Source organism: Rhodococcus sovatensis (genome assembly GCF_037327425.1).
In the GTDB taxonomy this organism is placed as follows: domain Bacteria; phylum Actinomycetota; class Actinomycetes; order Mycobacteriales; family Mycobacteriaceae; genus Rhodococcoides; species Rhodococcoides sovatense.
The window spans coordinates 1,476,652-1,502,953 of the sequence record NZ_CP147846.1 but is presented as its reverse complement, the minus strand read 5'-3'; the positions used below and the strand labels follow the sequence as shown (position 1 = coordinate 1,502,953).

The 26,302-nt window shown below is 63.7% G+C and carries 23 protein-coding genes and 1 other RNA gene; 14 read left to right on the top strand and 10 right to left on the bottom strand.

Features of this window, described 5'->3' with window-relative positions; all coding sequences use genetic code 11:
• The first annotated feature begins 36 nt into the window (after positions 1-36).
• The 3 genes from lipB to WDS16_RS07030 are packed head-to-tail and all read left to right on the top strand — an operon-like array spanning position 37 to position 2,674.
• Positions 37-801, top strand: a complete 765-nt coding sequence (gene lipB, locus WDS16_RS07040) for a lipoyl(octanoyl) transferase LipB (protein WP_338891551.1) — start codon at positions 37-39, stop codon at positions 799-801.
• A 10-nt stretch (positions 802-811) separates the two neighbouring features.
• Positions 812-1,855 (top strand): lipoyl synthase, encoded by a 1,044-nt coding sequence (lipA, locus tag WDS16_RS07035; protein WP_422395762.1) that lies wholly within the window; start codon positions 812-814, stop codon positions 1,853-1,855.
• Between the two features lie 54 nt (positions 1,856-1,909).
• Positions 1,910-2,674: a DUF4191 domain-containing protein gene (locus WDS16_RS07030; protein ID WP_338891549.1), complete on the top strand. Its 765-nt coding sequence runs from the start codon at positions 1,910-1,912 to the stop codon at positions 2,672-2,674.
• A 30-nt stretch (positions 2,675-2,704) separates the two neighbouring features.
• Here the strand turns inward: WDS16_RS07030 and WDS16_RS07025 are convergent, their stop codons facing one another.
• Positions 2,705-3,175, bottom strand: a complete 471-nt coding sequence (locus WDS16_RS07025) for an RDD family protein (protein WP_338891547.1) — start codon at positions 3,173-3,175, stop codon at positions 2,705-2,707.
• A gap of 224 nt (positions 3,176-3,399) precedes the next feature.
• On the opposite strand from WDS16_RS07025, the gene glnA (WDS16_RS07020) reads away from it, so the two are divergent.
• The 5 genes from glnA (WDS16_RS07020) to WDS16_RS07000 all read left to right on the top strand — a co-directional run bounded on the left by glnA (WDS16_RS07020) (position 3,400) and on the right by WDS16_RS07000 (position 8,810).
• Complete coding sequence (gene glnA / locus WDS16_RS07020; RefSeq protein WP_068381061.1) at positions 3,400-4,836, top strand: type I glutamate--ammonia ligase; 1,437 nt, start codon at positions 3,400-3,402, stop codon at positions 4,834-4,836.
• Positions 4,837-5,148: 312 nt separating this feature from the next.
• The gene (locus tag WDS16_RS07015) at positions 5,149-5,799 is read left to right on the top strand and encodes an ABC transporter permease (protein WP_338891541.1); all 651 of its coding nucleotides are present in this window, start codon (positions 5,149-5,151) and stop codon (positions 5,797-5,799) included.
• Positions 5,792-6,991, top strand: coding sequence for an ABC transporter ATP-binding protein (locus WDS16_RS07010; RefSeq protein WP_338891540.1), 1,200 nt, complete (start codon positions 5,792-5,794; stop codon positions 6,989-6,991). Before WDS16_RS07015 ends, WDS16_RS07010 begins: the two co-directional genes overlap by 8 nt.
• A gap of 53 nt (positions 6,992-7,044) precedes the next feature.
• Entirely contained in the window at positions 7,045-7,821 is a 777-nt protein-coding gene (locus tag WDS16_RS07005; protein WP_338893272.1) for an ABC transporter permease, read from the top strand.
• Positions 7,818-8,810, top strand: a complete 993-nt coding sequence (locus WDS16_RS07000) for a glycine betaine ABC transporter substrate-binding protein (RefSeq protein WP_338891539.1) — start codon at positions 7,818-7,820, stop codon at positions 8,808-8,810. Before WDS16_RS07005 ends, WDS16_RS07000 begins: the two co-directional genes overlap by 4 nt.
• Positions 8,811-8,840: 30 nt before the next feature.
• Here the strand turns inward: WDS16_RS07000 and WDS16_RS06995 are convergent, their stop codons facing one another.
• From WDS16_RS06995 to WDS16_RS06980, 4 genes are all read right to left on the bottom strand, one after another.
• Positions 8,841-9,770: an NAD-dependent epimerase/dehydratase family protein gene (locus tag WDS16_RS06995; protein WP_338891537.1), complete on the bottom strand. Its 930-nt coding sequence runs from the start codon at positions 9,768-9,770 to the stop codon at positions 8,841-8,843.
• A 121-nt stretch (positions 9,771-9,891) separates the two neighbouring features.
• Entirely contained in the window at positions 9,892-12,936 is a 3,045-nt protein-coding gene (locus WDS16_RS06990) for a bifunctional [glutamine synthetase] adenylyltransferase/[glutamine synthetase]-adenylyl-L-tyrosine phosphorylase (RefSeq protein ID WP_338891535.1), read from the bottom strand.
• Between the two features lie 141 nt (positions 12,937-13,077).
• Positions 13,078-14,418 (bottom strand): type I glutamate--ammonia ligase, encoded by a 1,341-nt coding sequence (gene glnA / locus WDS16_RS06985; protein ID WP_338891533.1) that lies wholly within the window; start codon positions 14,416-14,418, stop codon positions 13,078-13,080.
• 100 nt (positions 14,419-14,518) lie between these two features.
• Positions 14,519-16,099: an alpha/beta hydrolase gene (locus tag WDS16_RS06980; protein ID WP_338891531.1), complete on the bottom strand. Its 1,581-nt coding sequence runs from the start codon at positions 16,097-16,099 to the stop codon at positions 14,519-14,521.
• An 81-nt stretch (positions 16,100-16,180) separates the two neighbouring features.
• On the opposite strand from WDS16_RS06980, the gene WDS16_RS06975 reads away from it, so the two are divergent.
• The 4 genes from WDS16_RS06975 to pip all read left to right on the top strand — a co-directional run bounded on the left by WDS16_RS06975 (position 16,181) and on the right by pip (position 20,434).
• Entirely contained in the window at positions 16,181-17,905 is a 1,725-nt protein-coding gene (locus WDS16_RS06975) for an NAD+ synthase (RefSeq protein ID WP_338891530.1), read from the top strand.
• 118 nt (positions 17,906-18,023) lie between these two features.
• Positions 18,024-18,869 carry a 3-methyl-2-oxobutanoate hydroxymethyltransferase gene (gene panB / locus WDS16_RS06970; protein WP_338891528.1) on the top strand — a complete coding sequence of 282 codons (846 nt, stop codon included), beginning with the start codon at positions 18,024-18,026 and terminating at the stop codon, positions 18,867-18,869.
• A gap of 132 nt (positions 18,870-19,001) precedes the next feature.
• Complete coding sequence (locus tag WDS16_RS06965; RefSeq protein ID WP_338891527.1) at positions 19,002-19,448, top strand: hypothetical protein; 447 nt, start codon at positions 19,002-19,004, stop codon at positions 19,446-19,448.
• A 17-nt stretch (positions 19,449-19,465) separates the two neighbouring features.
• Positions 19,466-20,434, top strand: coding sequence for a prolyl aminopeptidase (gene pip, locus WDS16_RS06960; protein ID WP_338893271.1), 969 nt, complete (start codon positions 19,466-19,468; stop codon positions 20,432-20,434).
• Here pip and WDS16_RS06955 read toward each other — a convergent pair.
• From WDS16_RS06955 to rnpB, 3 genes are all read right to left on the bottom strand, one after another.
• Positions 20,386-21,822 (bottom strand): RNB domain-containing ribonuclease, encoded by a 1,437-nt coding sequence (locus tag WDS16_RS06955; RefSeq protein WP_422395817.1) that lies wholly within the window; start codon positions 21,820-21,822, stop codon positions 20,386-20,388. The genes pip and WDS16_RS06955 overlap by 49 nt on opposite strands.
• Positions 21,823-21,833: 11 nt before the next feature.
• Positions 21,834-22,019 (bottom strand): hypothetical protein, encoded by a 186-nt coding sequence (locus WDS16_RS06950; RefSeq protein ID WP_338891523.1) that lies wholly within the window; start codon positions 22,017-22,019, stop codon positions 21,834-21,836.
• 153 nt (positions 22,020-22,172) lie between these two features.
• Positions 22,173-22,619, bottom strand: an RNA gene (gene rnpB / locus WDS16_RS06945) — RNase P RNA component class A.
• Positions 22,620-22,670: 51 nt separating this feature from the next.
• Here rnpB and WDS16_RS06940 point away from each other — a divergent pair.
• Positions 22,671-23,192, top strand: a complete 522-nt coding sequence (locus WDS16_RS06940; protein WP_338891522.1) for a DUF1697 domain-containing protein — start codon at positions 22,671-22,673, stop codon at positions 23,190-23,192.
• Complete coding sequence (locus tag WDS16_RS06935) at positions 23,189-24,457, top strand: SLC13 family permease (RefSeq protein WP_338891520.1); 1,269 nt, start codon at positions 23,189-23,191, stop codon at positions 24,455-24,457. Before WDS16_RS06940 ends, WDS16_RS06935 begins: the two co-directional genes overlap by 4 nt.
• On the opposite strand, the gene WDS16_RS06930 is transcribed toward WDS16_RS06935, so the two are convergent.
• Together WDS16_RS06930 and WDS16_RS06925 are read right to left on the bottom strand one after the other, a co-directional pair.
• Positions 24,440-25,543: a bifunctional RNase H/acid phosphatase gene (locus WDS16_RS06930; protein WP_338891518.1), complete on the bottom strand. Its 1,104-nt coding sequence runs from the start codon at positions 25,541-25,543 to the stop codon at positions 24,440-24,442. The two genes, WDS16_RS06935 and WDS16_RS06930, sit on opposite strands and share 18 nt — an antisense overlap.
• A complete protein-coding gene (locus tag WDS16_RS06925; RefSeq protein WP_338891517.1) occupies positions 25,540-26,277 on the bottom strand; it encodes a zinc ribbon domain-containing protein in 738 nt (245 codons plus the stop codon). The genes WDS16_RS06930 and WDS16_RS06925 overlap by 4 nt, the downstream gene beginning before the upstream one ends.
• Positions 26,278-26,302: the final 25 nt, after the last annotated feature.

The following is a 26,302-nucleotide window of genomic DNA, read 5'->3' as shown; positions in this document are numbered from 1 at the left end:
CCGAGCCGTGCAACGCCTGGCGTAACGTCGTCACCTATGGACACTGCTGGAATCTCTGCTCGGGAGAGTTCTGATCCGATCGACGTCCAGGAGATCGGTTCGATCGACTACCTGGAAGCTCTGGACCGTCAGCGAGAGCTCGCCGACATGCGCGCCGACGGCAGAGGCCGAGACACACTTCTACTTCTCGAGCATCCTTCCGTGTACACCGCTGGGCGACGCACGTCCCCCGAGGATCGCCCGACGGACGGAACACCGGTCATCGAGGTCGATCGTGGTGGCAAGATCACCTGGCACGGTCCCGGCCAACTTGTCGGATACCCCATCGTGAAGCTGGCGCAACCGATCGACGTGGTGCGCTATGTGCGGCGAATCGAGGAAGCGTTGATCGCGGTGTGCACCGATCTCGGCATCGACTGCGGTCGTATCGACGGCAGGTCGGGCGTATGGCTCGCCGCCGGTACGAAGAACGGCGCGACGGTCCCCGAACGCAAGATCGCAGCGATAGGCGTCCGCGTCCAGCGCGGAGTGACGCTGCACGGCTTCTCGTTGAACTGCAATTCTTCGACGTCCGGATTCGATGCAATCGTCCCGTGTGGGATCGCCGATGCAGGGGTCACCTCACTGTCGAGCGAGCTCGATCGCGATGTCACGGTCGCGGAGGTGATTCCGGCTGTCGTGTCCGCTGTCGAGGCCGCACTCGACGGCAGCCTCGAAGTCGCCGATCACCCGGTTGCGCGTGTGGACGTGGTAAAAGCAGCGAGTAGCCCGCAGTTCACGACGATGAAGTTCGGCGCGTAGCATCGAAATTGTGACTGTGGCCCCAAAAACACCCCCCGACGCTGCGCTCGCCCCACCCGGACGCAAACTACTTCGCCTCGAGATCCGAAACGCGGAGACCCCGATCGAACGCAAGCCCAGCTGGATCAAGACCAAGGCAAAGATGGGCCCCGAATACACCGAGCTCAAGGGTCTTGTGAAGCGCGAAGGCTTGCACACCGTGTGTGAGGAAGCTGGCTGCCCCAACATCTACGAATGCTGGGAAGACCGCGAGGCGACCTTCCTGATCGGCGGTGAGCAGTGCACCCGCCGCTGCGATTTCTGCCAGATCGACACGGGCAAACCCGAAGATCTCGACCGTGACGAGCCCCGTCGTGTTGCGGAGAGCGTTCAGGCTATGGGCTTGCGCTACTCCACCATCACCGGCGTGGCACGTGACGACCTCGAAGACGGCGGTGCGTGGCTCTATGCAGAGACCGTGCGGTACATCAAGAGGCTCAACCCGAACACTGGTGTCGAACTCCTGATCCCCGACTTCAACGCCAAGCCGGATCAGCTTGCCGAGGTGTTCTCCTCTCGGCCCGAGGTACTCGCGCACAACGTCGAGACCGTTCCTCGGATCTTCAAGCGGATCCGACCCGCATTCCGCTACCAGCGTTCGATGGATGTCATAACCGCTGCGCGTGACGACGGCCTCGTCACCAAGTCCAACCTCATCCTCGGAATGGGCGAGACCCCGGAAGAGGTTCAGGAAGCGATCCGCGACCTGCACGAGGCAGGCTGCGACATCCTTACCATCACTCAGTACCTTCGTCCGTCTCCTCGCCATCATCCGGTCGAGCGCTGGGTCAAGCCCGAGGAGTTCGTCGAGCACTCCGACTACGCCACCGAGGTCGGTTTCGCAGGCGTGCTTGCCGGGCCGTTGGTCCGTTCGTCCTACCGAGCCGGTCGGCTGTACGCGCAGGCAATGGCGCATCACGGACGGGTGCTGCCGGAGAGCATGGCTCACTTGGTCGAAGGCGGCGAGGCGTCGCAGGAAGCCAGTTCCTTGATGGCTCGGTTGGCTGCTCGCTGAGTCACTTCCGGCGCGGTGCAGATCACGGTCGACACGGGCCGTATCCTGTGAAGCATGGCGAACGGCAGTAAAGCGGGCAAAGCAGGCAAAGCAGGCAAGCCCAGCAAAGAGGCAAAAGCAGCAGCAAAGGCTGCGCGCAAGAAGGCATCCAAGGAACGTCGCGGCCAGCTGTGGCAGGCGTTCCAGATGCAGCGGAAAGAAGACAAGCTGCTTCTCCCGCTGATGATCGGTGCCATCGTCGGGATCACGCTCGTTGCGTTCCTGATCGGCCTGATCTTCGGAGTCGAGTGGTTCTTGTTGCCCTTCGGTCTCTTGATCGGTGTGCTCGTCGCGTTCATCATCTTCGGACGCCGAGTGCAGAAGTCGGTGTACAAGAAGGCCGACGGCCAGGCAGGCGCCGCAGCCTGGGCACTGGACAACCTGCGCGGATCCTGGCGAGTGAGCAATGCCGTCGCCGGGACCACCCAGCTCGATGCGGTTCATCGTGTCATCGGCAAGCCCGGTGTGATCCTCATCGCCGAGGGCGCACCTCAGCGCGTGAAGGCTCTTCTCGCGCAGGAGAAGAAGAAGACTGCCAGGCTCGTCGGCGACACCCCGATCTACGACATCGTGATCGGAAACGGTGACAACCAGATCCCGCTGTCCGGTCTGCAGAAGTACCTGACCAAGCTGCCGAACAACATCGACACCAAGCGCATGGACACCATCGAATCGCGCCTGGCAGCACTGGGCACGAAGGGCGGTCCGGCAATGCCGAAGGGGCCGATCCCCGGTGGAGCAAAGATGAAGGGCGTTCAGCGCACCATCAGGCGTCGCTGATCGGTCGCAGGACGACGACCGGCGCGCGGGTCAGCGTCCGCGCACCATCGCGGTTCCCGTCGCCCGGTCGTGCATCCCGCGGCCATCCTGGTCCGAGATCACGGCCGGGACGACGAACATGAGAAAGAATGTGCGGACGAGCGCCCGGACGAATCCGACTCGCGCCTGGGCGTCGACCCGCGCCACCTGGATTCCGGCGATCAGCTGACCCGGCGTGAACGAAAAGACGGTAACGGTCCCGACTCCGAGTACGAACCACACGAGCAACGTGATGGTCGACATCGACATTTGAGTTCCGGTCACGCTGACGATCAATGCCGAAATTCCCATCGACATCAACCAGTCGACCACCAGCGCACCGGTGCGCCGGCCGAGACCGGCCAATGCGCCTGGACCGTTCGACGGCAGCCCTAGTCGCTCACCGGGAAAGTTCTGCTCCGTGCCGTCCTCCGGCAAGGCAGAGTTCGGTCCGGACAACCAGGAGCCTGTCATTCGTGCCATGGACACCAGGATAGGCGCCGACGTCCACCCGTCGCGAAGTCGTCACCGTAGTGTGTGCGGAAGAGCACGGCACATTCGTATCGCATCGCGAATCGGACATGCCGTCGCTCGACGGCTGTGTGCATAACGCACGACGTGTAACACGGGCGAAACACAGCCTTGACTGGCGGGCAACACCAAGTCCATAACGTGCAGGTCGACGGACTCAACAAAGGAGTAACAGCGTGGCTTTCACCACGGCCGAAGAGGTCATCAAGTTCATCGCCGACGAGAATATCGAATACGTGGATATCCGATTCACGGATCTCCCCGGCATTCAGCAGCACTTCTCGATCCCGGCGTCTGCGTTCACGCAGGATGTCTTCGAAGACGGCCTTGCATTCGACGGTTCGTCCGTCCGCGGGTTCCAGTCCATTCACGAGTCGGACATGATGCTCCTGCCCGACGTGACGACCGCGCAGGTCGACCCGTTCCGCGCCGCGAAGACCCTCAACGTCAACTTCTTCGTCCACGATCCGTTCACTCGCGAGTCCTACAGCCGCGACCCGCGCAACGTGGCTCGCAAGGCCGAGGAATACCTGGTGTCCACCGGCATTGCCGACACCGCGTTTTTCGGCGCCGAGGCCGAGTTCTACATCTTCGACTCGGTTCGCTACGACTCCGGCATCAACAGCGCGTTCTACGAGCTCGACTCCATCTCGGGTTCCTGGAACACCGGTGTCGAGGCCAACGCAGACGGCAGCCCCAACCTCGGCTACAAGGTCCGCCCCAAGGGTGGATACTTCCCCGTCGCACCGTACGACCACTACGTAGACCTGCGTGATGAGATCTCTACGAACCTGCAGAACGCAGGCTTCGAGCTCGAGCGTGGCCATCACGAGGTCGGCACCGGCGGACAGCAGGAGATCAACTACAAGTTCAACACGCTGCTTGCCGCTGCAGATGATCTGCAGCTGTTCAAGTACATCGTCAAGAACACAGCATGGAAGGCAGGCAAGTCCGCCACCTTCATGCCGAAGCCACTCTTCGGTGACAACGGCTCGGGCATGCACGTCCACCAGTCGCTGTGGAAGGACGGCAAGCCACTCTTCCACGACGAAGCCGGATACGCCGGACTGTCGGATCTGGCCCGCCACTACATCGGCGGCATCCTGCACCACGCACCGTCACTGTTGGCGTTCACCAACCCGACGATCAACTCGTACCACCGTCTGGTGCCGGGCTACGAGGCCCCCATCAACCTCGTCTACAGCCAGCGCAACCGCTCTGCGGCAGTGCGTATCCCGATCACCGGCAACAACCCGAAGGCCAAGCGCCTCGAATTCCGCGCGCCGGACAGCTCGGGCAACCCGTACCTGAACTTCGCTGCCCAGATGATGGCAGGCCTGGACGGAATCAAGAACAAGATCGAGCCGCAGGCTCCGGTCGACAAGGACCTCTACGAGTTGCCGCCCGAGGAGGCCAAGAACATTCCTCAGGCTCCGACCTCGCTCGACGCCGTGATCGATCGCCTCGAAGCCGACCACGAGTACCTCACCGAGGGTGGCGTCTTCACAACCGACCTCATCGAGACCTGGATCTCGCTCAAGCGCGAGCAGGAAATCGCTCCGGTCAACCTCCGTCCGCACCCGTACGAGTTCCAGCTCTACTACGACGTGTGATCGGTACATATCGCTGGTAGCTCCAGCAGTACCAACGAACGAGCCCATCCGAGCCGCAGTTTTCCACGCGGCACGGGTGGGCTCGTTCGTGCGTATCCCCACTTCGCTTGCATGTCGCACCGCAGCTATCTACGCGTATGGATGGACCATTCAAGCGATGGGGTGGCCGGTCGACCCACCGAAAGTTGTGTACAGCAGGCAACGAAATTCACGAAAAGGGGTTTACTTCTCCGCCAAGTCAGCCACTCTCAAGCTGTCGGTCTGCGCGCGCAGTCGGAAGCCGTACTCGGGAAGAGGGTGGGTTTACCCGCAATGGACGCACTCTGGAGCTTTGTCTCGGTCCGGCGACAACAGCTACTCACGGACTCTTATCTCCACGTGTCCGCGGTCGTGCAGTCGATCATCATCGCCACGATCTTCGCGATCGTCATCGGAATTCTCGTCTACCGCTCCCCCGCCGGCTCGGCGATTGCCACCGCGCTGGCCAGCACGATACTGACGATCCCTTCGTTCGCTCTGCTGGGCTTGCTGATTCCGATTCTCGGACTGGGCGTGGCCCCGACCATCACCGCATTGGTGCTGTACGCGCTACTTCCGATCATCCGAAACACCATCATCGGTCTCGCATCGGTGGACCCCGCCGTCACCGACGCAGCCAAGGGCATCGGCTTGAACCGGGTGAAGATCCTCACCAGGATCGAAATGCCGCTCGCATGGCCGTCGATTCTCGCCGGCATGCGCGTGAGTACCCAGATGATCTTCGGCATCCTCGCAATCGCCGCGTACGCGAAGGGCCCCGGACTCGGCAATCTCATCTTCTCCGGTCTGTCCAGGGTCGGCAGCCCCAACGCCGTCCCGCAGGCGCTCGTCGGCACCGTGCTCATCGTCGTCCTCGCTCTCATCGTCGACGGCATCCTCGTCCTCGTCGGCCGTCTCACAACCTCGAGGGGTATCCGTGACTGAACCTGTACGCAACCAGAACGTTTCCGGAGTCGACATCGTGCTCGACTCCGTCAGCAAACGCTATCCGGGGCAGAAGGACGCTGCGGTCGACAACGTGTCCCTGACGGTGCCCGCAGGCGAGACCGTGGTGTTCGTCGGTCCGTCGGGCTGTGGCAAGACGACCACGATGCGGATGATCAACCGGTTGATCGAACCCTCCTCGGGGAAGATCACGATCGGCGGCAAGGACGCACTGTCCATCGATCCCGACGAACTGCGGCGCGGAATCGGCTACTCGATCCAACAGGCAGGACTCTTCCCACACCTGACGATCGCAAAGAACGTCGGCACCGTTCCCGGACTGATCGGGTGGGACAAGAAGCGGATCGCCGCCCGCACCGACGAGATGCTCGACCTCGTCGGACTCGACCCCGATACCTACCGAAACCGCTATCCCCGGCAACTGTCCGGCGGACAGCAACAACGCGTCGGAGTTGCCCGCGCACTCGCGGCCGATCCCCCGGTTCTGCTCATGGACGAGCCCTTCGGCGCGGTCGACCCCATCACCCGCGGACTGCTGCAGGACGAGCTGATGCGGCTGCAGTCCGAACTCGGAAAGACCATCGTCTTCGTCACGCACGACTTCAACGAGGCCGTGAAGCTCGGTGATCGAATCGCGGTGCTGGGCGATCGATCCTCGATCATGCAGTACGACACTCCCGAAGCAATCCTTGCCAATCCAGCGAACGACACGGTGGCCGGCTTCGTGGGTGCGGACGCGTCGCTGAAGCAGTTGACGCTCACTAGGATTCGCGACGTCCGCCTGCTGCAGTGTCCTACTGCGAAGGAGAGCGATCCGGTGGACGAGATCCGCTCGAAGATCGCCTCGCGTAAGTGGCAGTGGGGTTTGATCCTCGACGATCGAAGCCGCCCGCTGCGGTGGGTCTCCCCCGGTCATCTTGCAACCGCGTCGACGCTCCGCGGGCTCGGAGTCCCCATCGGTGAGCTCGTGTCGATCCAGTCAACCTTGCAGGACGGTCTGGAAGCCCTTCTCGCCGAGAGCACCGCGTCCACCGTCGTCACCGGTAGTCGCGGCGAGTATGTCGGGCTGATCTCGATCGACACCCTCGTGGGACATCTCCAGAAGATGAGGGAAGCACACGCGCACGATCATGACGACAGCGACAGCGATTCCGACAAGGCGCCGGCATGACCACCTCCGAAAAGCCGTCGCCCACCGGGGTGCCCGACATCGAGACACCCGACATGGAGGCAGTGCCGGATCAGGGTGCATCCGAACGCGGCGCGGCCAAACGCGCCGAGCGGATGCGGTTACTGGTCCAGCCGGCCATTGTCGTAATTCTTGTTGCGGGCGTGCTGATCTGGGCGTTCAACCGTGAGCTCACCGCAACGCAGCAAGGCAGCATCAGCATGTCCAATATCGCGACGTTGACGTGGCAGCACGTACTGCTGACGGCCGCCGTCGTCGTAATCGTCGTGATCATTGCCGTTCCGCTGGGAACACTGCTGACCAGACCGGGTTACACCAGACTGGCGCCTGTCTTCGTCGGCATCGCCAATATCGGGGCCGCCGCACCAGCGATCGGTCTCCTCGTGCTGTTCTATCTTGCGACACGGCAAACCGGGTTCTGGATCGGTGTTCTTCCAATTGCGTTCTATTCGCTGCTACCGGTGCTGCGCAATACGATTCTCGGCTACCAAGAAGTGGACAGGAGCTTGATCGACGCAGGCCGCGGGCAGGGCATGTCGGCGATGACGGTGCTGCGGAAAGTCGAGTTCCCAATGGCGGTCCCGTACATCCTTGCCGGCTTGCGCACGTCGCTGGTGCTGGCAGTCGGAACGGCGACGCTGTGCTTTCTGGTCAGCGCCGGAGGGCTGGGAATTCTGATCGACACCGGCTACAAGCTACGAGACAACGTGACGTTGGTGGTCGGCGCTGTGCTGGCTGTGTCGCTCGCTCTGTTCATCGACTGGCTCGGCGCTCTCGCCGAGCAGTTCCTCGGACCGAAGGGGCTCCGATGAAAGCCCCTGCCCGACAGACGTTCGCCCGACGGCTGTTCGCCCTTGCCCTGTCGGCGGCGGTGCTCGCCGGATGCGGTCTCGAATCCGGCGGCGCAGTGCCACTGTCCGTCGGTCCTGGCAGCATCGAGCCCGTACCCGAACTCGACGGCGTTCGGATCACGGTAGGTTCGAAGGACTTCACCGAACAGATCACGCTCGGCTACATCATCGAGTTCGCGATGACAGCTGCTGGCGCAGACGTTCGAGATCTCACCAACATTCAGGGTTCCAACAGCACTCGGGACGCTCAACTCGACGGCCAGATCGATCTCACCTACGAGTACACCGGCACGGGATGGATCAACTACCTAGGCAACGAGACCCCGCTGCCGGACTCTCAGGAACAGTACGAGGCGGTCCGGGATGCCGATCTCGAGGCGAACGACATGGTGTGGGCAGTTCCGGCTCCCATGAACAACACCTACGCAATTGCGATGAATCGGCAGACGGCCGAACAGACCGGCGTGAAGACCCTGTCCGACTACGCACGTCTGGTGCAAACCGATCCTTCGGCAGCCACGACATGTGTGGAGACGGAGTTCAACGTCCGCCAGGACGGATACCCGGGGATGGCGGCGAAATACGAATTCGATCCGGCTGCGGTGCCTCGACAGATCTTGCAGACCGGAATCATCTACCAGGCCACAGCCGACGGAACACAGTGCAAGTTCGGCGAGGTCTTCACGACCGACGGCCGCATCATCGCCTTGGATCTCGTGTTGTTGGAAGACGATCGAGCGTTCTTCCCCAAGTACAACCCTGCGTTGATCATGAAGAAGGAGTTCGCCGACGCGCACCCCGAGGTCGCCGAGGTGATGGCACCGATCTCTGCGAGGCTCACCGACGAGGTCATGACCGAACTGAATCGACAAGTCGACGTCGAGGGCCGAGAACCGGCCGAGGTGGCACGCGACTGGATGGTCTCCGAAGGTTTCGTCACCGCCGAGTAACCGGGTCGGCAGGTCACGACCTGGCACGATTCACACCGTCGCGGTGCGCCGGCATATCTCGTCCCATGGCGATGGCGTGAGCCCGAGTTCTCTTTCGCTGAACGACGAGTCGAGGATGTAAGGCGACGTCCGTTGGTAGGACAACTCGTTCAGTTCGCGCACCATCGGCACGACGAGTCCGAGGCCACGAGTAAGAACGCGGGGAACAGTCATCACGCGGACAGGGGGCTTTCCGACCGACGCGAGCGTATCGCTGATGGCTTGCTCGAGTGTGCGCGGTGCGTTGGTCGGCGCATGCCAGATGCGACCCCACGTCTCCGGGCGATCGGCAACAGCGATCAGTGCCCGCGCTTCGTCGAGTACATCGGTGAACGAGTGCGGCTGATCCTTCGCGTCGACTACCCACGCGGTCTTGCCCTGCAGGGCGCCCGGCAGAACGCGGGTGACATGGCCGTTGGCACCGACACCGATGCCCACATAGTCCGAGGCCCGCACCTCGACCGCCCGAAGGGTTCCCGCGTCGTGCGCGTGCTTCAGATCGGCCCACATTCGAGCACGGAGAACACCCTTGTGGTCAGTGGCAGCGTCGGGCATCCCTTCGACCATGCGACCGCCGGAGACAGGTCCGTAGGGGTAGAGGCACCCGACGACGGCGAGGACGGCACCACTACGTTCCGCCGCGAGACGTAATGACCGTGCAATCGGTGGCCACACGTCCTCCCACGTCGTGTAGTCCGAGGGATTCGCGCAATTGTAAAGGGCTACAGCACCTTCAGTGAGTCGACTCAGAGCGGCGTCGTCGGAAGCGTCGAGGGCGACGGACTCGATCCGACGAGACGACGACTCGATTGTCGTTCCCCGTCGGGTGACGACAACCACCTCGGATCCACGATCGGCGAGCATGCGGGCAACGTTCGTGCCGACGGGACCCGCCCCGACGACAATGTGGCGATCGGACATGGCATAGGCCTTTCAAGAAGGGGTACGAGAGCACTGCTCTCGAAATGAGTATGCACCCCTTCGTGCGACGAGTCAAGAGCACTGCTCTCGGTTTACGCACGGCCGACGCCATCGGTCACATTCAGGCCCCGAAAGTCCTCTCCACCACAGCCTTTGCTCGACGCGTCACCCGCAGGTAGTTGTCGAGGAATTCACCCGCGTCCGCATTCTCCCAACCGGCGACCTTCGCCACTGCCGACAGCACGTGCCCCGGACGCGGCAGCTGATCGGTCGGCTTCCCGCGAACCAATACGAGGGCGTTGCGCGCCTTGGTGGCCAGAATCCATGCCTCGCGAAGCAGTTCGACGTCGGTCTCGCTCATCAGCTCGGCAGCGCCAATAGCGTCCAAGCTCTGCAGGGTCGAGGTGTTGTGCAAGGACAGAACATCGTGCGCGTGACGAAGCTGAATCAGCTGCACAGTCCACTCGATGTCGGCGAGACCACCGCGACCGAGCTTGGTGTGCGTCGCAGGATCGGCGCCTTTGGGCAACCGTTCGGAATCGATCCGAGCCTTGATGCGGCGAATTTCGCGGACCGATTCGACCGAGACACCGCCCTCGGGATAGCGCACCTTGTCCGCCATCAGCAGGAATCGAATTCCCAGGTCCTGGTCGCCCGCAACCTGATGCGCGCGCAGCAACGCCTGCACCTCCCATGCCTGAGCCCACTGCGCGTAGTACGCCTCGTAGGAGGCGAGGGTGCGAACGACCGGGCCGTTGCGTCCTTCCGGCCGTAAACCGGTGTCGACTTCGAGCGGTGGATCGGTACTCGGCGCGCCCAGCAGCTTCCGAATACGGTCGGCAATACCGTTGGCCCACTTGACTGCAACGCTGTCGTCGATGCCCTCGACCGGTTCGCAGACGAACAACACGTCGGCGTCGCTACCGTAGCCGAGTTCCCCTCCGCCGAGTCGGCCCATACCGATGACGGCCAAGGTCGCGGGTGCAGGTTCGCCGCGCTCGGCGACGCTGGAACGGATCGCGGCATCGAGTGCCGCATTGATGACCGCAGCCCACACCGAGGACAACGCACGACACACCTGGGGAACGTCCAGCATTCCGAGGATGTCGGCAGATGCAACCCGCGCCAGTTCGTGACGCCGAAGCGCGCGGGCAGCGTTGATGGCACGCACTGGATCCTCGTACCGTGCGGACGACGACAGGATCGCGCGGTACGTCTCCTCGGGCTCGACGTCGAGCAGCCTCGGGCCCGTGGGACCGTCCGCGAAGAGACGGATCACCTCGGGTGCCTTGATCAGCAAGTCGGGTACGTATGCCGACGATCCCAGAACGATCATCAGGCGCTGGGCGACTGCTCCTTCGTCGCGTAGCGTCCGCAGGAACCACGTCTGATCGACCGCCGCCTCGGACAGTCGTCGATAGTTGAGGAGACCGGCATCGGGATCCGGTGTGTCGGCCAGCCATTCGAGCAGCGTCGGAAGCAGCACCGCCTGAATCTGACCCCGGCGCGCACCACCACCGACGAGTGCGCGAAGGTGACCGAGCGCGTTCTGCGGAGTGGCGAAGCCGAGCGCCGCGAGCTGCCGAACAGCAGCATCAGGGGTGAGCCGGACCGTGTCGGAATCGAACCGAACCACAGAATCGAGCAATGGCCGGTAGAAGAGCTTCGCGTGAAGTCGGCGGATTCTCTGCGCGTTTCGCTTGATCTCGGCGTTCAGGACCCCGAGAGCATCCCGGTTGCCGTCGGGACGCATATGCGCAGCCCTGGCGAGCCATCGCAGAGCTTCTTCGTCGTCCGGCGGCGGGAGGGTATGGGTGCGCTTCATCCGCTGCAACTGCAGGCGGTGCTCGATGAGGCGGAGGAATTCGTACGAGGCCGTCAGATTCGCCGCGTCGTCGCGGCCGATGTATCCACCCGCGGTGAGTGCGGACAGTGCGTCGACAGTGCCGAGCACGCGGAGAGACTCATCGGTTCGACCGTGCACGAGTTGCAGTAACTGCACCGCGAATTCGACGTCACGCAAACTGCCGCGACCCAGTTTGATCTCTCGCTCACGCAGCTCGGTGGGAACCATCTCTTCGACACGGCGACGCATCGCACGGACCTCGGGGACGAAATCCTCACGCTGCGACGCGAGCCAGACCATCGGGTTGAGGGCCGCGACATAGTCGTGCCCGAGTTCCAGATCACCCGTCATCGGGCGAGCCTTCAGCAGCGCCTGGAATTCCCAGGTCTTGGCCCATCGCTTGTAGTACGCAATGTGGGAATCGAGGGTGCGAACCAGTTCGCCGCGTTTGCCTTCAGGGCGCAGAGCCGCGTCGACCTCGAAGAAGGCCGAGGATCCGATTCGCATCATCTCGCCCGCGATGCGGCTGGCAACCGAGTCCGCAGGCTCGGCAACGAACACGACGTCGACGTCGGAGACGTAGTTCAGCTCGCGCGCACCGCACTTGCCCATCGCGATGACCGCGAGACGCGTCGGGCACGGCTTGTCCGGACAGGCTGTTGCAACCGCGACAGCGAGCGCGGCCGTCAGGGCGGCGTCGGCCATGTCGGACAGCTGCGTTCCCACCAATTGATACGGCAGCACCGGCTCGTTCTCGACGGTGGCCGCGAGGTCGGCGGCGGCGAGCACCATCACCTGGTCGCGGTATGTCTTACGCAGCGCGACAACCGCTTCCGGACCGATGATTCCGGCGCGATACAGGTTCGGTGACGCATTCTCACCGGTCTCCGGTACCGCCTGAACCGCGTCGAGAAGTTCCTTGGTGAGTTGATCCTTGCTCGGCAGTTCGGCTCGTCCGTTATTGCCCGACTGTGTGCCCTCGGGGGTGCGAAGCTTCCGCCACGCTTGCGGGTCGGACACCAGATGGTCGGCCAGAGCGCTCGACGCCCCGCACAGACCGAACAGTCGACCGCGTAGGCCCTTGTCCGAACGCAACGCGGCATCGAGTTCGGCATAACCGTCGCCGAGCGCATCATCGAGACGAACGACGGTCCGCAACGCGAGGTCTGCGTTGGCCGCGCGCGACAACGACCACAGCAATTCGAGGCTGTCCTCGTCGACCCAGCCGAGTTTCTGCAGGTCGGCTGGCGCAGACGGCTCTACCAGGCCCAATCGACCGGCCCCGGGGATGACGGAACGTGACGTGGGTGGACGCACCATCAGCGAACACCTCGACTCTGGCGTGACACAGATTCACCTCGTAGCGGTGGGGATTGCCCTTCAGAACTCCCAAAAGGCTAGTACCGAACGAAGTAGAACCTAACGCATCCCCGGCTCCCGAAATTACGAGCCCGAAGTTTTCTAAAGACCCAAGTAGGCCTTGAGTTCGTACGGGGTGACGTGGCTGCGGTATTCCTCCCACTCGCGGCGCTTGTTGCGCAGGAAGAAGTCGAACACGTGCTCACCGAGCGCCTCGGCCACCAGTTCCGAGTTCTCCATCGCGTTGAGCGCCTGGTCCAGGTTTCCCGGAAGCTCCTTGTACCCCATCGCGCGGCGCTCGGCCGAGGTGAGCGCCCACACGTCCTCCTCCGCTTCCGGAGGCAATGCGTAGCCCTTCTCGATGCCGCGCAGACCCGCGGCGAGCAGTACGGAGAACGCCAGGTACGGGTTGCACGCGGAGTCAGGGCTACGGATCTCGACGCGACGAGACGACGCCTTGTTCGGGGTGTACATCGGTACCCGGATCAGAGCCGATCGGTTAGCCGGTCCCCACGAAGCCGCAGTAGGTGCCTCGCCCCCGCGCACGAGGCGCTTGTAGGAGTTGACCCACTGATTCGTCACGGCACTGATCTCGTTGGCATGCTCGAGAATGCCCGCGATGAACGACTTGCCAGTCTCCGAGAGCTGCATTGGATCGTCCGGATTGTGGAAGGCGTTGGCGTCGCCCTCGAACAGGCTCATGTGCGTGTGCATCGCCGATCCGGCCTGGTCGCTGAACGGCTTGGGCATGAACGTTGCGCGCACGCCTTCCTCGATCGCGACCTCCTTCACGACATAGCGGAACGTCATGATGTTGTCGGCCATCGACAGCGCGTCGGCGTACCGAAGGTCGATCTCCTGCTGTCCGGGCGCAGCCTCGTGGTGGCTGAACTCGACGGAAATGCCCATCGACTCGAGCGCGTCGATGGCGTGCCGGCGGAAGTTCGGGGCGGAGTCGTGCACTGCCTGGTCGAAGTAGCCACCGTTGTCGGCGGGCGTGGGCGGCGAACCGTCTTCCGGGCTGTCCTTGAGGAGGAAGAACTCGATCTCGGGATGCACGTAGCAACTGAACCCCAGATCGGCGGCCTTGCTGAGCTGACGACGCAGCACGTGGCGCGAGTCCGCCCAGGACGGCGAACCGTCCGGCATCGCGATATCGCAGAACATGCGCGCCGAGTGCTGGTGTCCCTTGCTGGTGGACCACGGCAGAATTTGGAAGGTCGACGGATCGGGCTTGGCTACGGTGTCGGCCTCGGATACGCGCGCGAAACCCTCGATCGCACTTCCGTCGAAACCGATCCCCTCGTCGAACGCGCCCTCGAGCTCCGCTGGTGCGATTGCGACCGATTTCAGGTAACCCAGAACATCGGTGAACCACAAGCGGACGAAGCGAATGTCACGCTCCTCGAGTGTCCGGAGCACGAATTCCTTTTGACGATCCATGTCCGCGAGACTAAGCAAACTGCGTTAAATCTGTGTTACATCGTGAATTCGGTCTCACTTCCGAGAACTCTCACCTGGGAAAACACCCGTGTGAAGTTGCTCAACAAACCAAATCGTTACCTGGCGGGACGAGATCGACGAGATAGTCGACCAACGGGTCGTCGATGCACTGCTCACCGGAGAACGCGACCGTGTGCTGTGTTCCGTCGAATGTAATCAGGTCTGCGTCCAGCTGACGCGCCAGCTCGACACCGGCCTGATAGGGCGTCGCCGGGTCGAAGGTCGTCGACACCACCACCAGCTTGGGCAGTCCGCTCACTGCGATCGTATGAGGATTGCCGGTATTGGGAACGGGCCAGAACGCGCACAGGTCGAGAGGCGCATTGCCGGTCCCACGACCGTCGTCGAGGAACGGCGCCGCCTCACGGTAGCGTCGGTCTGCCTCGCCGGCCTCGGCACGATCGGTCGTCGGTGGATCGTCGACACAACGGATCGCATTGAAGGCATCGTCGAGGTTCGAGTAGGTGCCGTCGTCGAGACGGCCGGTGTAGAGATCTGCGAGTCGAAGCAGAGTGTCTCCTCGGCCCTCGGTCAACTCGGTGAGACCGACACCGAGTACTCGCCACAGGCTCTGCGAGTACAGCGCCTGCTGCACTCCCGTCAGCGCGTCGTCGTAACTCAGGCCACGGGGGTCGGTGGTCTCCGCTGGCCGATCGATCAACGGATCGACGAGCTCCCGGAATCGCACGGTGGCGGTCGTCGGGTCGTCGCCGAGTGCACAGGCGTCCGACTCGCTGCAGGACTCGGCGAACTCGTCGAACGCCGCCTGGAACGCGGCACCCTGATCGACGGCCTCGTCGACCGGAGTCTGCTCGGGGTCGAGCGCCCCGTCGAGGACCATCGCACGCACGTTGGCGGGGAAGGTCTCGGCGTAGGTGGTGCCGATGCGGGTGCCGTAGGAGTATCCGACGTAGGTGAGCGTGCTGTCTCCGAGCACCGATCGGATGACATCCATGTCCCGGACGACCTCTCGGGTCCCGACATGTTCGAGAACCTCGGTTCCGTTGCGGCTCGCACACTTGGCGGCGTAGTCCTGCTGCTCCGCCTCCTTCGCGGCGATGCCTTCCGGCGAGACGTCGACGTCCGGCTCACGACGCTCGGTGTCGACTTCCTCGGTCGTCAGGCATCGCACGGCTGGGGTCGACGCCCCTATGCCTCGCGGATCGAATCCGATGCGGTCGAACCGCTCGGCGACGGCAGACCCATCTGCTTGCGTCGCCGTGTAGAGGCCGGACACACCTGGGCCACCCGGGTTGAACAGAACCGAACCGATCTTGTCGCCGGACGCCTGTACGCGCGAGATCGCGATCTGGGCGGTGTCGCCGGCGGGATCGTCGTAGTCGAGGGGAACGGTGATCTTTGCGCATTGGACCGAGCTGCCGAGAACGGTGCCGTCGGTGTCGTACGACTCGCACGAATCCCAGACCGGTTCCTGAGTGTAGAAGTCCGCGAGCCCTTCCGGCACGACGCCTGCCCCCGGTTCGAAAGAACTGCTCGGTTCCGGTTGGGGTACGCCCTGAGATGTCTCGCCGGTACCGCACCCAGCCGACAACATCAGCACTGCGGCGACGAGCGCGCCGGTGCGGGCTTTCGACTTCGACTCGAAACGGATCGACCTCATAACCAACGATCGTGCCAGAACCAGACGGCGTCGGATTCTTACGGGAAGCAAACCCGCTCCCACCGCATTAGGCTTCGGTGCGTGCAGGTTCTGCGAGTCGCCCTTGCCCAGATCAACCCCACAGTCGGCGATCTCGTCGGGAATGCCGCGTTGATCGTGTCGTGGGCGTCCCGTGCGGCGCAGGAAGGCGCCCACGTGGTGCTGTTCCCCGAAATGGCGACAACCGGGTACCCCGTCGAAGATTTGGCCCTTCGACCATCGTTCGCTGTGGCATCCAGGGAGGCGCTCGGCGATCTCGCCGTCGATCTGGACCGAGCCGGCTGTGGCGACCTCGCCGTCGTCGTCGGCTACCTCGACCGCGACCGGACGGGCTCGCGCAACAGTGCAGCGGTGCTGTTCAGGGGCGAGGTCGTGTCCCGATACGACAAGCACGCGCTCCCCACCTATCGGGTGTTCGACGAGCTCAGATATTTCGCACCCGGGTCTCGCCTGAGCATCACCGAGGTCAACGGCTTCCGGCTGGGGCTGGTTGTGTGCGAGGACATCTGGCAACCGGGAGGGCCGGTTCCCGCCTACACCGCCGCCGGTGTCGATGCCTTGCTGTGCCTCAATGCCAGCCCGTACGAGCAGGGCAAGAGCGCTGTTCGACGATCTGTCGTGGAGCGTCGTGCGGCCGAGTCCGGCGTGCCGATCGTGTACGCGAATCTCGTCGGTGCGCAGGACGAACTGGTCTTCGACGGCGGCAGCATGGTCGTCGCGGCAGACGGGACCTTGCTCGGCCGGTCACCCGAGTTCACCGAACACCTGCTGTGCCTCGACATCGACATGCCCGAGGCCCGTCGCGAGGACACGGCGTCGATCGACGGCTGGACGGTGCACCGCCGCACCCTGCCGGACCTGCTAATACGTGGGTACGACCGTTTGGAGGGATCGGTTGCGCCGTTGATGTCCGACGAGGAACAGGTGTGGAGTGCACTCGTGACAGGTCTGCGGGACTACGTTCACAAGAACGGGTTCGCGACGGTGATTCTCGGCCTGTCCGGTGGAATAGATTCTGCTGTCGTCGCCTCCATCGCCGTCGACGCACTCGGCAGCGATGCGGTCTACGCGGTGTCGATGCCGTCGCAGTACTCCTCGGATCATTCGCGAAGCGATGCAGCCGAAATGGCGCAGAGAACCGGAATTCACTACCGCAGCGAGCCGATCGCGGACATGGTGGGCGTGTTCGTCGGGCAGCTGACTCTGGCCGGCCTCGCCGAAGAGAACATCCAAGCCAGATGTCGGGGCATGACACTGATGGCCCTGTCCAACGCAGCCGGACATCTCGTCCTGGCGACGGGCAACAAATCCGAACTGGCAGTGGGGTATTCGACGATATACGGGGATGCAGTCGGTGGGTTCGCTCCGATCAAGGACGTCCCGAAGTCACTCGTCTGGGATCTGGCTCGGTGGCGAAACAAGGCTTCCGTCGAGCGCGGTGAGGTCCCGCCCATACCCGAGGGCAGCATCGACAAGCCACCCTCGGCCGAGCTGCGCCCCGGCCAACTCGACACCGACTCCCTACCCGATTACGAAGAACTCGACGCCGTGCTGTTTCGCTACGTGGACTGCGACCAAGGTCTGACCGACATCGTCTCGGCCGGGTACGAGCGCACCCGCGTCGCCGAGATCATCGGCAAGGTCGACGCTGCGGAGTACAAGAGGCGGCAATACCCTATCGGGACCAAGATCACCTCTCGGGCGTTCGGGCGAGACCGCCGGATGCCGATCACCAACCGCTGGAGACAGGCACCCACCGAGGTGTGACGTATTGCACGTCTCAGTCTCTTCGTCGGCCGCTTCTGCAGGTGGCACACTGGCGGATGTCATCAACCCCATCCCGGGTACCCGCCGAGCGGGCCTCGAGGAACCGAAAGGGACAAAGATGTCCGACAACACGATTTACGGAGCCTCCGATTCATCGGTATCCGGCCTGACCCGTAAGACCCGCACACACCATCTGGCGCAGATGAAAGCCGAGGGTGAGCGGTGGGCGATGCTCACGGCGTACGACTACTCGAGCGCGCGCATCTTCGAAGAGGCCGGCATCCCGGTCCTTCTCGTCGGCGACTCTGCTGCCAATGTGGTGTACGGCTACGACACCACGGTTCCCATCACGATCGACGAGTTGCTTCCGCTCGTCCGAGGTGTGGTTCGCGGAGCTCCCAACGCCCTCGTCGTCGCCGACCTTCCGTTCGGCACTTACGAGGCGTCGCCGCAGCAGGCCCTGGCGACGGCGATGCGCTTCATGAAGGAAGGCCTGGCCAACGCGGTCAAGCTCGAAGGCGGTGAGCGCGTAGCCGATCAGATCGCGGCGATCACGGCCGCTGGCATACCGGTGATGGCCCATATCGGCTTCACCCCACAGAGCGTCAACGGCCTCGGCGGGTTCCGCGTACAGGGACGCGGTGATGGCTCCGAACAGCTGATCGCCGATGCGATTGCAGTCCAGGAGGCGGGCGCATTCTCCGTCGTCATGGAGATGGTCCCCGCCGACGTCGCGGGTCAGGTCAGCCGCAAGCTCACCATCCCGACGGTGGGCATCGGCGCGGGCAACGAGACCGACGCTCAAGTACTCGTGTGGCAGGACATGGCCGGCTACACCAATGGCAAGACGGCCAAGTTCGTCAAAAAGTTCGGGAACGTCGGGGACGAGCTCCGCAGCGCGGCATCGAGCTACCTCGCCGAGGTGCGCAGCGGGGTATTTCCAGGCCCCGAACACAGTTACTGATCACCGATTCGCTGATTTGTGAGACCGACTACGGCTCCGCCGTAGTGGCGCGGTTGAGTGCACTCCCGTGCGCTCAACCGCGCCACTGGCTCGGAGCGTCAGTGGTCCGCACCCTCTGGCACACTCGGTGCCATGAACTCAGGTCTGAGCACCAGCAGCTATCGCCGAGCAGCAGTGTCCCTCGCAGGAGCGGCCGCCGTTCTCCTGACTGTCGGCGCATGCGGTACCGATTCGACGAGCACCGGATCTTCGTCATCCTTGACCCCGACCACAACTGCCGCGCCGACAACCGAGCCGGCGGTGGCCGGCGGCGTCACAGAGCAGCAGAGCCAGCAATTGTGCACCGACCTGAGCGAGCAGCTCCAGGAGTGGCGCATCCAGGGCCCGACGCTGGGCCGTGGTGGCCTCAACATCGTCGTGCAGACGTGGGCGGCTCAGAGCGGAGTGATCAACCTTCAGGTCGTGCAGAACCGCGCCATCGTCGACGACATCACCATCGCAACGTGCCCCGACGTACGGGAAGAAGCAATGCGCTCACTCGACATCCCCGATCTCGCCTCGGGACTGGTCGGGTTCTGACGGTGGCCGATACACACGTGCGGGAGCTTTATCCACCGATCGAGCCGCACGACGCCGGTCATCTCGACGTCGGTGAGGGCCAACGGATCTACTGGGAAATCAGTGGAAATCCCGCCGGAGCTCCGGTCGTGTTCGTGCACGGCGGACCGGGCGGTGGAACTGGCCCCGCCCAGCGTCGATATTTCGATCCGGACAAGTACCGGATCATCCTGTTCGATCAACGCGGCTGCGGACGATCGACCCCGCACATCGCGGACGGTGCCGATCTGACGGTGAACACCACCGATCGACTGGTAGCCGATATGGAGAAGCTTCGCGAACACGTCGGCGTCGACCGCTGGCTGGTGTTCGGCGGGTCGTGGGGCTCGACCCTGTCACTGGTGTACGCGCAGGCCCACCGCGAGCGCGTCACCGGCCTGATCCTGCGCGGAATCTTCCTGCTGCGTCGAAGTGAAATCGACTGGTATTACAACGGCGGCGCCGGACACATCTTCCCCGAGCAGTGGGACCGATTCCTGGCGCCGGTTCCTGAGAGCGAACGCGTGGGCGACCTCGTCGAGGCCTATCACCGACTTCTTCGGTCGGACGATCGTGCCGTTGCCACCGACGCCGCAATTGCGTGGTCCTCGTGGGAGGCAGCGACAAGCTACCTTCTCCCCCGGCCGGACCAGATCGAGGAGAACGAGGATCCCCGGTTCGCGTTGGCATTCGCGGGAATCGAGAACCACTACTTCCGGAACAGCGGCTTCCTCGAGAAAAATCAGCTCCTTGCCGACGCCCACCTGCTCGCCGGAATCCCGGGGGTCATCGTGCAAGGCCGGTACGACGTGGTGTGCCCGGCAACGAGTGCATGGGAACTCCACAAAGCCTGGCCCGACGCGACACTGACGATCGTGGACGATGCCGGGCACTCAGCAGCCGAACCCGGCATCATCCATCACCTCGTCGAGGCGACCGATCGATTCGCGTCACCGCCGGAGTCGTAAGCGAATTCGATACGCCGGGAGGTGGTGTCGGCGACGGTCAACCTCACTGTCACCTTCTCGCCTTCCGGCGGATCGCCGGTGCACTTTCCGATGACGATGGGCGTGTCGACGAATACTTCCGCAGCGCGTTTTCCGTCCGATCCACGAAGCACACGACCCGAAAACTGCTCCCCCACGCGATTCTCGAGGATCGATGCCTCGGTCAGGTCGATGCACGCTCGATCGACCTTCGATGCCGTCGAATCGGATCCGCGCATCGCGGCGGGCAGGTCTGGCAATGCCGTTCTGGCCCATTCGGGTACGTCGCGGGCGGCAACGACGGCGAGGCAGACTTCGGTTGCGAAGCGGTCCGACAGTCTTCGCAAGGGCGCGGTGACGTGGGCGTACGGCGCCCCGATTCCCGAATGCTCGGTCAGTTCCGGCGCTTCGCCGTCGAACGCCGCGTAGTCCGCGCCCCGCAGCAAGCTCGTGGCCTGTGTCATCATCGCCAGTGTCTCGGGTGCGTCACTGGGTAGCGACGCCAGGACCGCGCCCGCCGATGCACCGTCGGGCCAGTCGATTCCGAGCATCGACGCAGTCTTCTTCAACGTCGACACAGCACCGGCCGGTGCGGGAGGGAGGGTCCGCAGCAGCCCGACGCCTGCGTCGAGCATGATTCGGGCTGCACACATTCCGGTCAGCAACGACACCTCGGCGTTCCACGAATCGACCGCGGTCCGCCCCTGCAACTCGATGCGCCAGGAATCACCGTCACGGACGACATCCTGCTCGGGAAGTGCGATATCGATCGCTCCTCGGCGCCGCGCGGCACGCGCCCGCAGTTCGCCGAACTCACCGAGCGCAGCAATGGACGGATGTGGAGTCCCGGCATCGAAGTCCGCCTGCACTTGCGCATAGTGGAGTCGCGCGACGGACCGTACGCTCGCCCGCTTCACCGTCCAGGAGACTGCCTCGCCGGATTCGTCGACTTCGATTCGCCAGAGAGCCGCCGGACGAATTGTGTCGGGGAGCAAACTCGCTGACCCCTCCGACAGCACGCGAGGATGCAGCGTGACGGACTCGTCGGGCAAATAGAAGGTCTGACCTCTCGCCCTCGTCTCGGTATCGAGCGCTCCACCGGGCGTGACGACAGCTCCCACGTCTGCAATGGCGTAGTGAATCACAAACCCTGTCGACGACTTCTCGACGTGCACAGCCTGATCCAGATCCATCGAGCCGGGGGGATCGATGGTCACCAACTCGATGTCGGTGCGATCCTCTCGATCCGACGCACACCGGTCCACCGCCGATTCGGCTTCTGCCAGCGCCTCTGCAGAGAATGTGTCACGAAGGTCGAATTCGGAGCGGATGGAGTCGAAATCGAACGATGGAGCCGACAGTCGCGCCAGGACGACCACCGTCAGTTGTTCCAGTCGTCGTCGGCCTTGTCGGCTGCCTTGTTTCGCTCGGCCGCGATCTGAATCGCACGCTCGGCGCTCTCACGATCCGGATACGGACCCATGCGATCGAGTGCGCCCGATTCTTTGCCCTGCGAGACCGTCTTGCTCCGTACGTCGTAGTACCAGGCTTCGTCGTCTGTGCTCATGGATTCCAGTCTGCCCGAAAACCCTCACCGAGACCGGCCATTCACGCACTGGTCATTCCGCAGGCTCCACTCCCCAGCCACGCACTGGTCATTCCGCAGGCTCCACTCCCCATCCACGCACTGGTCATTCCGCAGGCTCCACTCCCCTGGGTGCGAACGAGTCGGCATGTAAGCCGGATCCTGTGGACCACGCACGCCCGAGAGCGCACGCAGAACGACGACCATCCATCTGGGCACACCGTTGCCGGGTACCTCGAGCAGTCAACCCGCAGGCTCGGGCGAGCAGCCCTCGAACACCTGCGCAGCCGGACCTTTCGAAAAAGGTTCGGCCTTCGACCTTGCTCCGGGCGGGGTTTACCTAGCCACCCCAGTCGCCTGGGGTGCTGGTGCGCTCTTACCGCACCGTTTCACCCTGACCTGCATTGCACTTTCCGAAGAAAATGCAGTGCAGGCGGTCTGTTTTCTGTGGCACTGTCCCGCGAGTCACCTCGGGTTGCCGTTAGCAACCGCCCTGCTCTGTGGAGTCCGGACTTTCCTCGGCTCGGAGCTTGCCGGAATCGCTCCGCCAGTTCTCCGCGCCGCAGCCGCCCAACCGACTCGTTCGCAGGATCGAACTCTACTGGTTCCGAGCCGCGAACTACAGTTCACGTCATGGATCACGTCGTTCTGCTTCGCGGAATCAACGTCGGCGGCATCAACATCAAGATGGCCGACCTCCGCGCTGCACTCACGGCCGCAGGCTTCGAGAATGTCAGCACTGTTCTCGCCACCGGCAACGTTCAGCTCACCTCGCCGCAGAAGGGTGACGCTCTGAAGAAATCTGTCGAAGCGACACTCGCGGCCGCCTTCGGGTACGAGGCGTGGGTCATCGTGCTCGACCGTCCGCAGCTACGCGACATCGTCGACAGCTATCCGTTCGATCCCGATCACGACGGCTGGCACCCGTACGTCATCTTCGGTAACGATGCCGACCATCTCGCGGAGTTGACAGCGGTCGGCGACACTTTGGATCCGACGGTCGAACGCGTGTCATCGGGCGCAGGCGTGGTCTATTGGGAGGTGGTCAGGGGCAGCACCACCGACAGCGCGATCGGCAAGTTGACAGCCAAAGCGAAGTACAAGCCCACCATCACGACCCGGAATCTACGGACACTCGTCAAGATGCTCGCGTGAGCGGTGTCGCGGAACCGATCATCGCTGCAGCGTTGGTCGCCGCGGTTCTGATTTTCGCCATCGCCGCGCCCCGAGGTCTCCCCGAAATCGTCGTCGCGCTACCGGCCGCAGTAGCGGCCGTGCTTCTCGGTCTCGTTACCGTGCCGGACGCACGTGAGCAGGTAGTCGAACTTCTCCCGACGGTGGTGTTCCTGGCATTCATCCTCGTGCTGGCGCATCTGGCCGATGCCCTCGGGGTGTTCACCTGGATCGCGTCGGTAATGAGCAGATCGGCACAGGGAAGCCCACACCGTCTGCTGACGTCGGTCTTCGCGGCGGCAGCGGTCACCACTGCGGTCCTGAGCCTCGACGCGACCGTCGTGCTCCTGACCCCGGCAGTGATCGGCGCTGCGCGAGCCCTCCGCATGTCGCCGCGCCCGCACAGCTACGCCACCGCACACCTGTCCAATTCGGCGTCGACGCTGTTGCCGGTGTCGAACCTGACGAACTTGCTCGCCTTCACCGCGACCGGGCTGACGTTCGTTCACTTCGCGGCATTGATGGCGCTGCCGTGGATCGTGTCGATTCTGATCGAGTTCGCGGTGTTCTGGCTGTTCTTCCGACGAGATCTCGTCCGCACCGAACCTGCGATCGCGGACCAGCCTGCTCCCGAGAAGCCGGTGGCCACCCCCACTGTGCCTCTCGCCGTGCTCGGCGTGACCCTGCTCGGTTTCGCAGTTGCCGGGCTCTTCGGTGTCGAGCCGTTCTGGGTGGCTGCTGTCGGTTCGCTCGCGCTGGCCGTACCTGCGCTCGAGCAAGGTTTCACGGTGCCGAAGCGAATCCTCTGGGCAGGCGACCTGAAGTTCTGCGGATTCGTGCTCCTGCTGGGCATCGTCGTCGAGGGAGTGACCTCGGGGCCAATCGGCGAATGGCTGAGCGGAGTACTGCCTACCGAGGCCTCGTTCACCGGCCTGCTCGCTACGGCAGCGATCGCCGCGCTCGCATCGAACGTCGTCAACAATCTACCGGCGACCCTCATGCTGCTGGCCGCGTTCGGCTCGTCAGCCCCACCGGGACTGCTGCTGGCGATGGTCATCGGAGTGAACCTCGGCCCCAACCTGACCTATGTCGGATCGCTTGCGATCATGCTGTGGCGCAGGGTCGGTACCGCGAACGGTGAACCCGCCTCGATCGGTACGTTCACCGTTCTCGGTCTGATCACCACCCCGCTGACGATCCTCGGATCGGTTGCGGCACTGTGGATCGCGTTAGGCGTTCAGATATGAGGTGTCGTTGACCAGACGCACTGACGCGCCTCCGTCGGGATAGAACTCGGCGATGCTCAGCGAGGCCAGATCGAGATGCAGGCGGTAGAGCAGCGACGGGCCGACATCCAAGGCAAGCTGAAGAAGCAACTTGATCGGCGTCACGTGACTGACTACGACGACGGTCGATCCGGCATACGACGCGACGAGCTTGTCACGAGCGATCGTCACACGCTCGCGGACCGTGTCGAAGCTCTCGCCGCCCGGCGCGGACACCGACGTGTCGCCGCGCCACTGTCGATGCACGTCCGGATGGCTGTCCATCGCCTCGGAGAACGTGAGCCCTTCCCAAGCGCCGAAATCGGTCTCGGTGAGCTCGTCCAGTGTCGAAACCTCGAGTCCGGTCTTGCCGGCCAGTGCGCCTGCAGTCTGCTGCGCGCGACCGAGAGGCGAGGAGATGATCGCCGAAATGTCGTCTCGCGAAGCCAGATACGCTGCCGCGGCTGCGGCCTGCCGCTCCCCCAGCTCGGTCAACGATGGGTTGCCTCGTCCCGAGTAGCGCCGTTCCACGGACAAGGGCGTCTGCCCGTGGCGAAGCAACAGCAACCGCGTCGGTTCGCCCACTGCGCCGGTCCATCCCGGGGCCGCAGGTTTTTTCTCGGCCTCGCGCGGCGGTTCCAACACGGCCCCGTCAGCGGCCGCATCCATCGCCTCGTTCGCCAGCCGATCGGCGTGCGAGTTCTGCGCACGCGGAATCCACTGGAACGTGACGCGGTCGAACCCCCGGACCAGACCGGCGGCCTCCCGATTGAGCGGGATCATGTCCGGGTGCTTGACCTTCCAACGACCCGACATCTGTTCGACGACGAGTTTGGAATCCATTCGAACCTCGACCTCACGTGCGCCGACGTCGCCCGCTGCTGTCAAACCTGCAATGAGGCCGCGGTATTCGGCGACATTGTTGGTCGCCACTCCGAGCGCCAGACGACGTTCGGCGAGCACCTCCGACCGATCGGCCGAGAACACGACGGCGCCGTAGCCTGCGGGGCCCGGATTGCCTCGCGAACCGCCATCCGCCTCGACGACGACCCGTTGCGGTGAACTCACAGACCGGAGTCCTTGGTGCGCACGAGAATCGCGTTGCACTCGGAGCATCGCAGGAGCTCGTCCGCAGGCTTGGCCGCAATACGAGAGATTTCGCCGCGATCGAGTTCGATACGGCACGCGCCGCATCGCCGAGCCTGCAGCAATGCTGCACCGCGTCCGGTGAGCCCGCGCTGCTTCTCGTAGATTCCGAGCAGATCTTCGGGGAACGACGCGGCCAATTCGGTTCGACGCGCCGTCGCACGCTGCTCCGCGGCATCGACGTCGGCCACTGCGTCGTCACGGCGCCGGCCGGCGTCGACGAGCTCGTCCTCGATCTGAGTCAGCTGAGCACCCGCGTGGTTGTAATCGGTTTCCGACGCCTCACGCCGCTCCATGACCTCGAGCAGTTCCTCTTCGAGGATGCCCTGACGCCGTTCGAGGCTCGACAGCTCGTGCTGCAGCTCGGACATCTGCTTTGCTGCGACGGTCCCGCTGTCGAGGAGCTTCCTGTCGCGGTCCTCGCGTTGCCGGACGGCGTCGACCTCGCCTTCGAGCTTCTTGATGTCACGGTCGAGATCGTCCATCGCGATCTGGACGGTGACGGCGCTGTCCTTGCGGGCGATTCGCTCTGCCTCGAGCTTCTCGAATTCGACCTGCTCGGGAAGACTACGGCGACGGTGTGCGATCTGCGTCAGCTCGGTGTCCACTGCGGCCAGTTCGAGAAGTGAGGCCTGCACTCGGGGGTCGACATTCACGCGTGATGACTCCTGCGACTATGGA

What these genes read in the sequence shown, in the direction of transcription:
- WDS16_RS06990 (WP_338891535.1), bottom strand. Translation starts at nt 12,936, where the DNA reads ATGGTGCGTCCACCCACGTCACGTTCCGTCATCCCCGGGGCCGGTCGA.
- WDS16_RS07005 (WP_338893272.1), top strand. Translation starts at nt 7,045, where the DNA reads ATGGAGGCAGTGCCGGATCAGGGTGCATCCGAACGCGGCGCGGCCAAA.
- panB (WP_338891528.1), top strand. Translation starts at nt 18,024, where the DNA reads ATGTCCGACAACACGATTTACGGAGCCTCCGATTCATCGGTATCCGGC.
- WDS16_RS06980 (WP_338891531.1), bottom strand. Translation starts at nt 16,099, where the DNA reads ATGAGGTCGATCCGTTTCGAGTCGAAGTCGAAAGCCCGCACCGGCGCG.
- WDS16_RS06950 (WP_338891523.1), bottom strand. Translation starts at nt 22,019, where the DNA reads ATGAGCACAGACGACGAAGCCTGGTACTACGACGTACGGAGCAAGACG.
- WDS16_RS07030 (WP_338891549.1), top strand. Translation starts at nt 1,910, where the DNA reads ATGGCGAACGGCAGTAAAGCGGGCAAAGCAGGCAAAGCAGGCAAGCCC.
- WDS16_RS06965 (WP_338891527.1), top strand. Translation starts at nt 19,002, where the DNA reads ATGAACTCAGGTCTGAGCACCAGCAGCTATCGCCGAGCAGCAGTGTCC.
- glnA (WP_338891533.1), bottom strand. Translation starts at nt 14,418, where the DNA reads ATGGATCGTCAAAAGGAATTCGTGCTCCGGACACTCGAGGAGCGTGAC.
- WDS16_RS06940 (WP_338891522.1), top strand. Translation starts at nt 22,671, where the DNA reads ATGGATCACGTCGTTCTGCTTCGCGGAATCAACGTCGGCGGCATCAAC.
- WDS16_RS07000 (WP_338891539.1), top strand. Translation starts at nt 7,818, where the DNA reads ATGAAAGCCCCTGCCCGACAGACGTTCGCCCGACGGCTGTTCGCCCTT.
- WDS16_RS06995 (WP_338891537.1), bottom strand. Translation starts at nt 9,770, where the DNA reads ATGTCCGATCGCCACATTGTCGTCGGGGCGGGTCCCGTCGGCACGAAC.
- WDS16_RS07015 (WP_338891541.1), top strand. Translation starts at nt 5,149, where the DNA reads ATGGACGCACTCTGGAGCTTTGTCTCGGTCCGGCGACAACAGCTACTC.
- WDS16_RS07025 (WP_338891547.1), bottom strand. Translation starts at nt 3,175, where the DNA reads ATGGCACGAATGACAGGCTCCTGGTTGTCCGGACCGAACTCTGCCTTG.
- lipB (WP_338891551.1), top strand. Translation starts at nt 37, where the DNA reads ATGGACACTGCTGGAATCTCTGCTCGGGAGAGTTCTGATCCGATCGAC.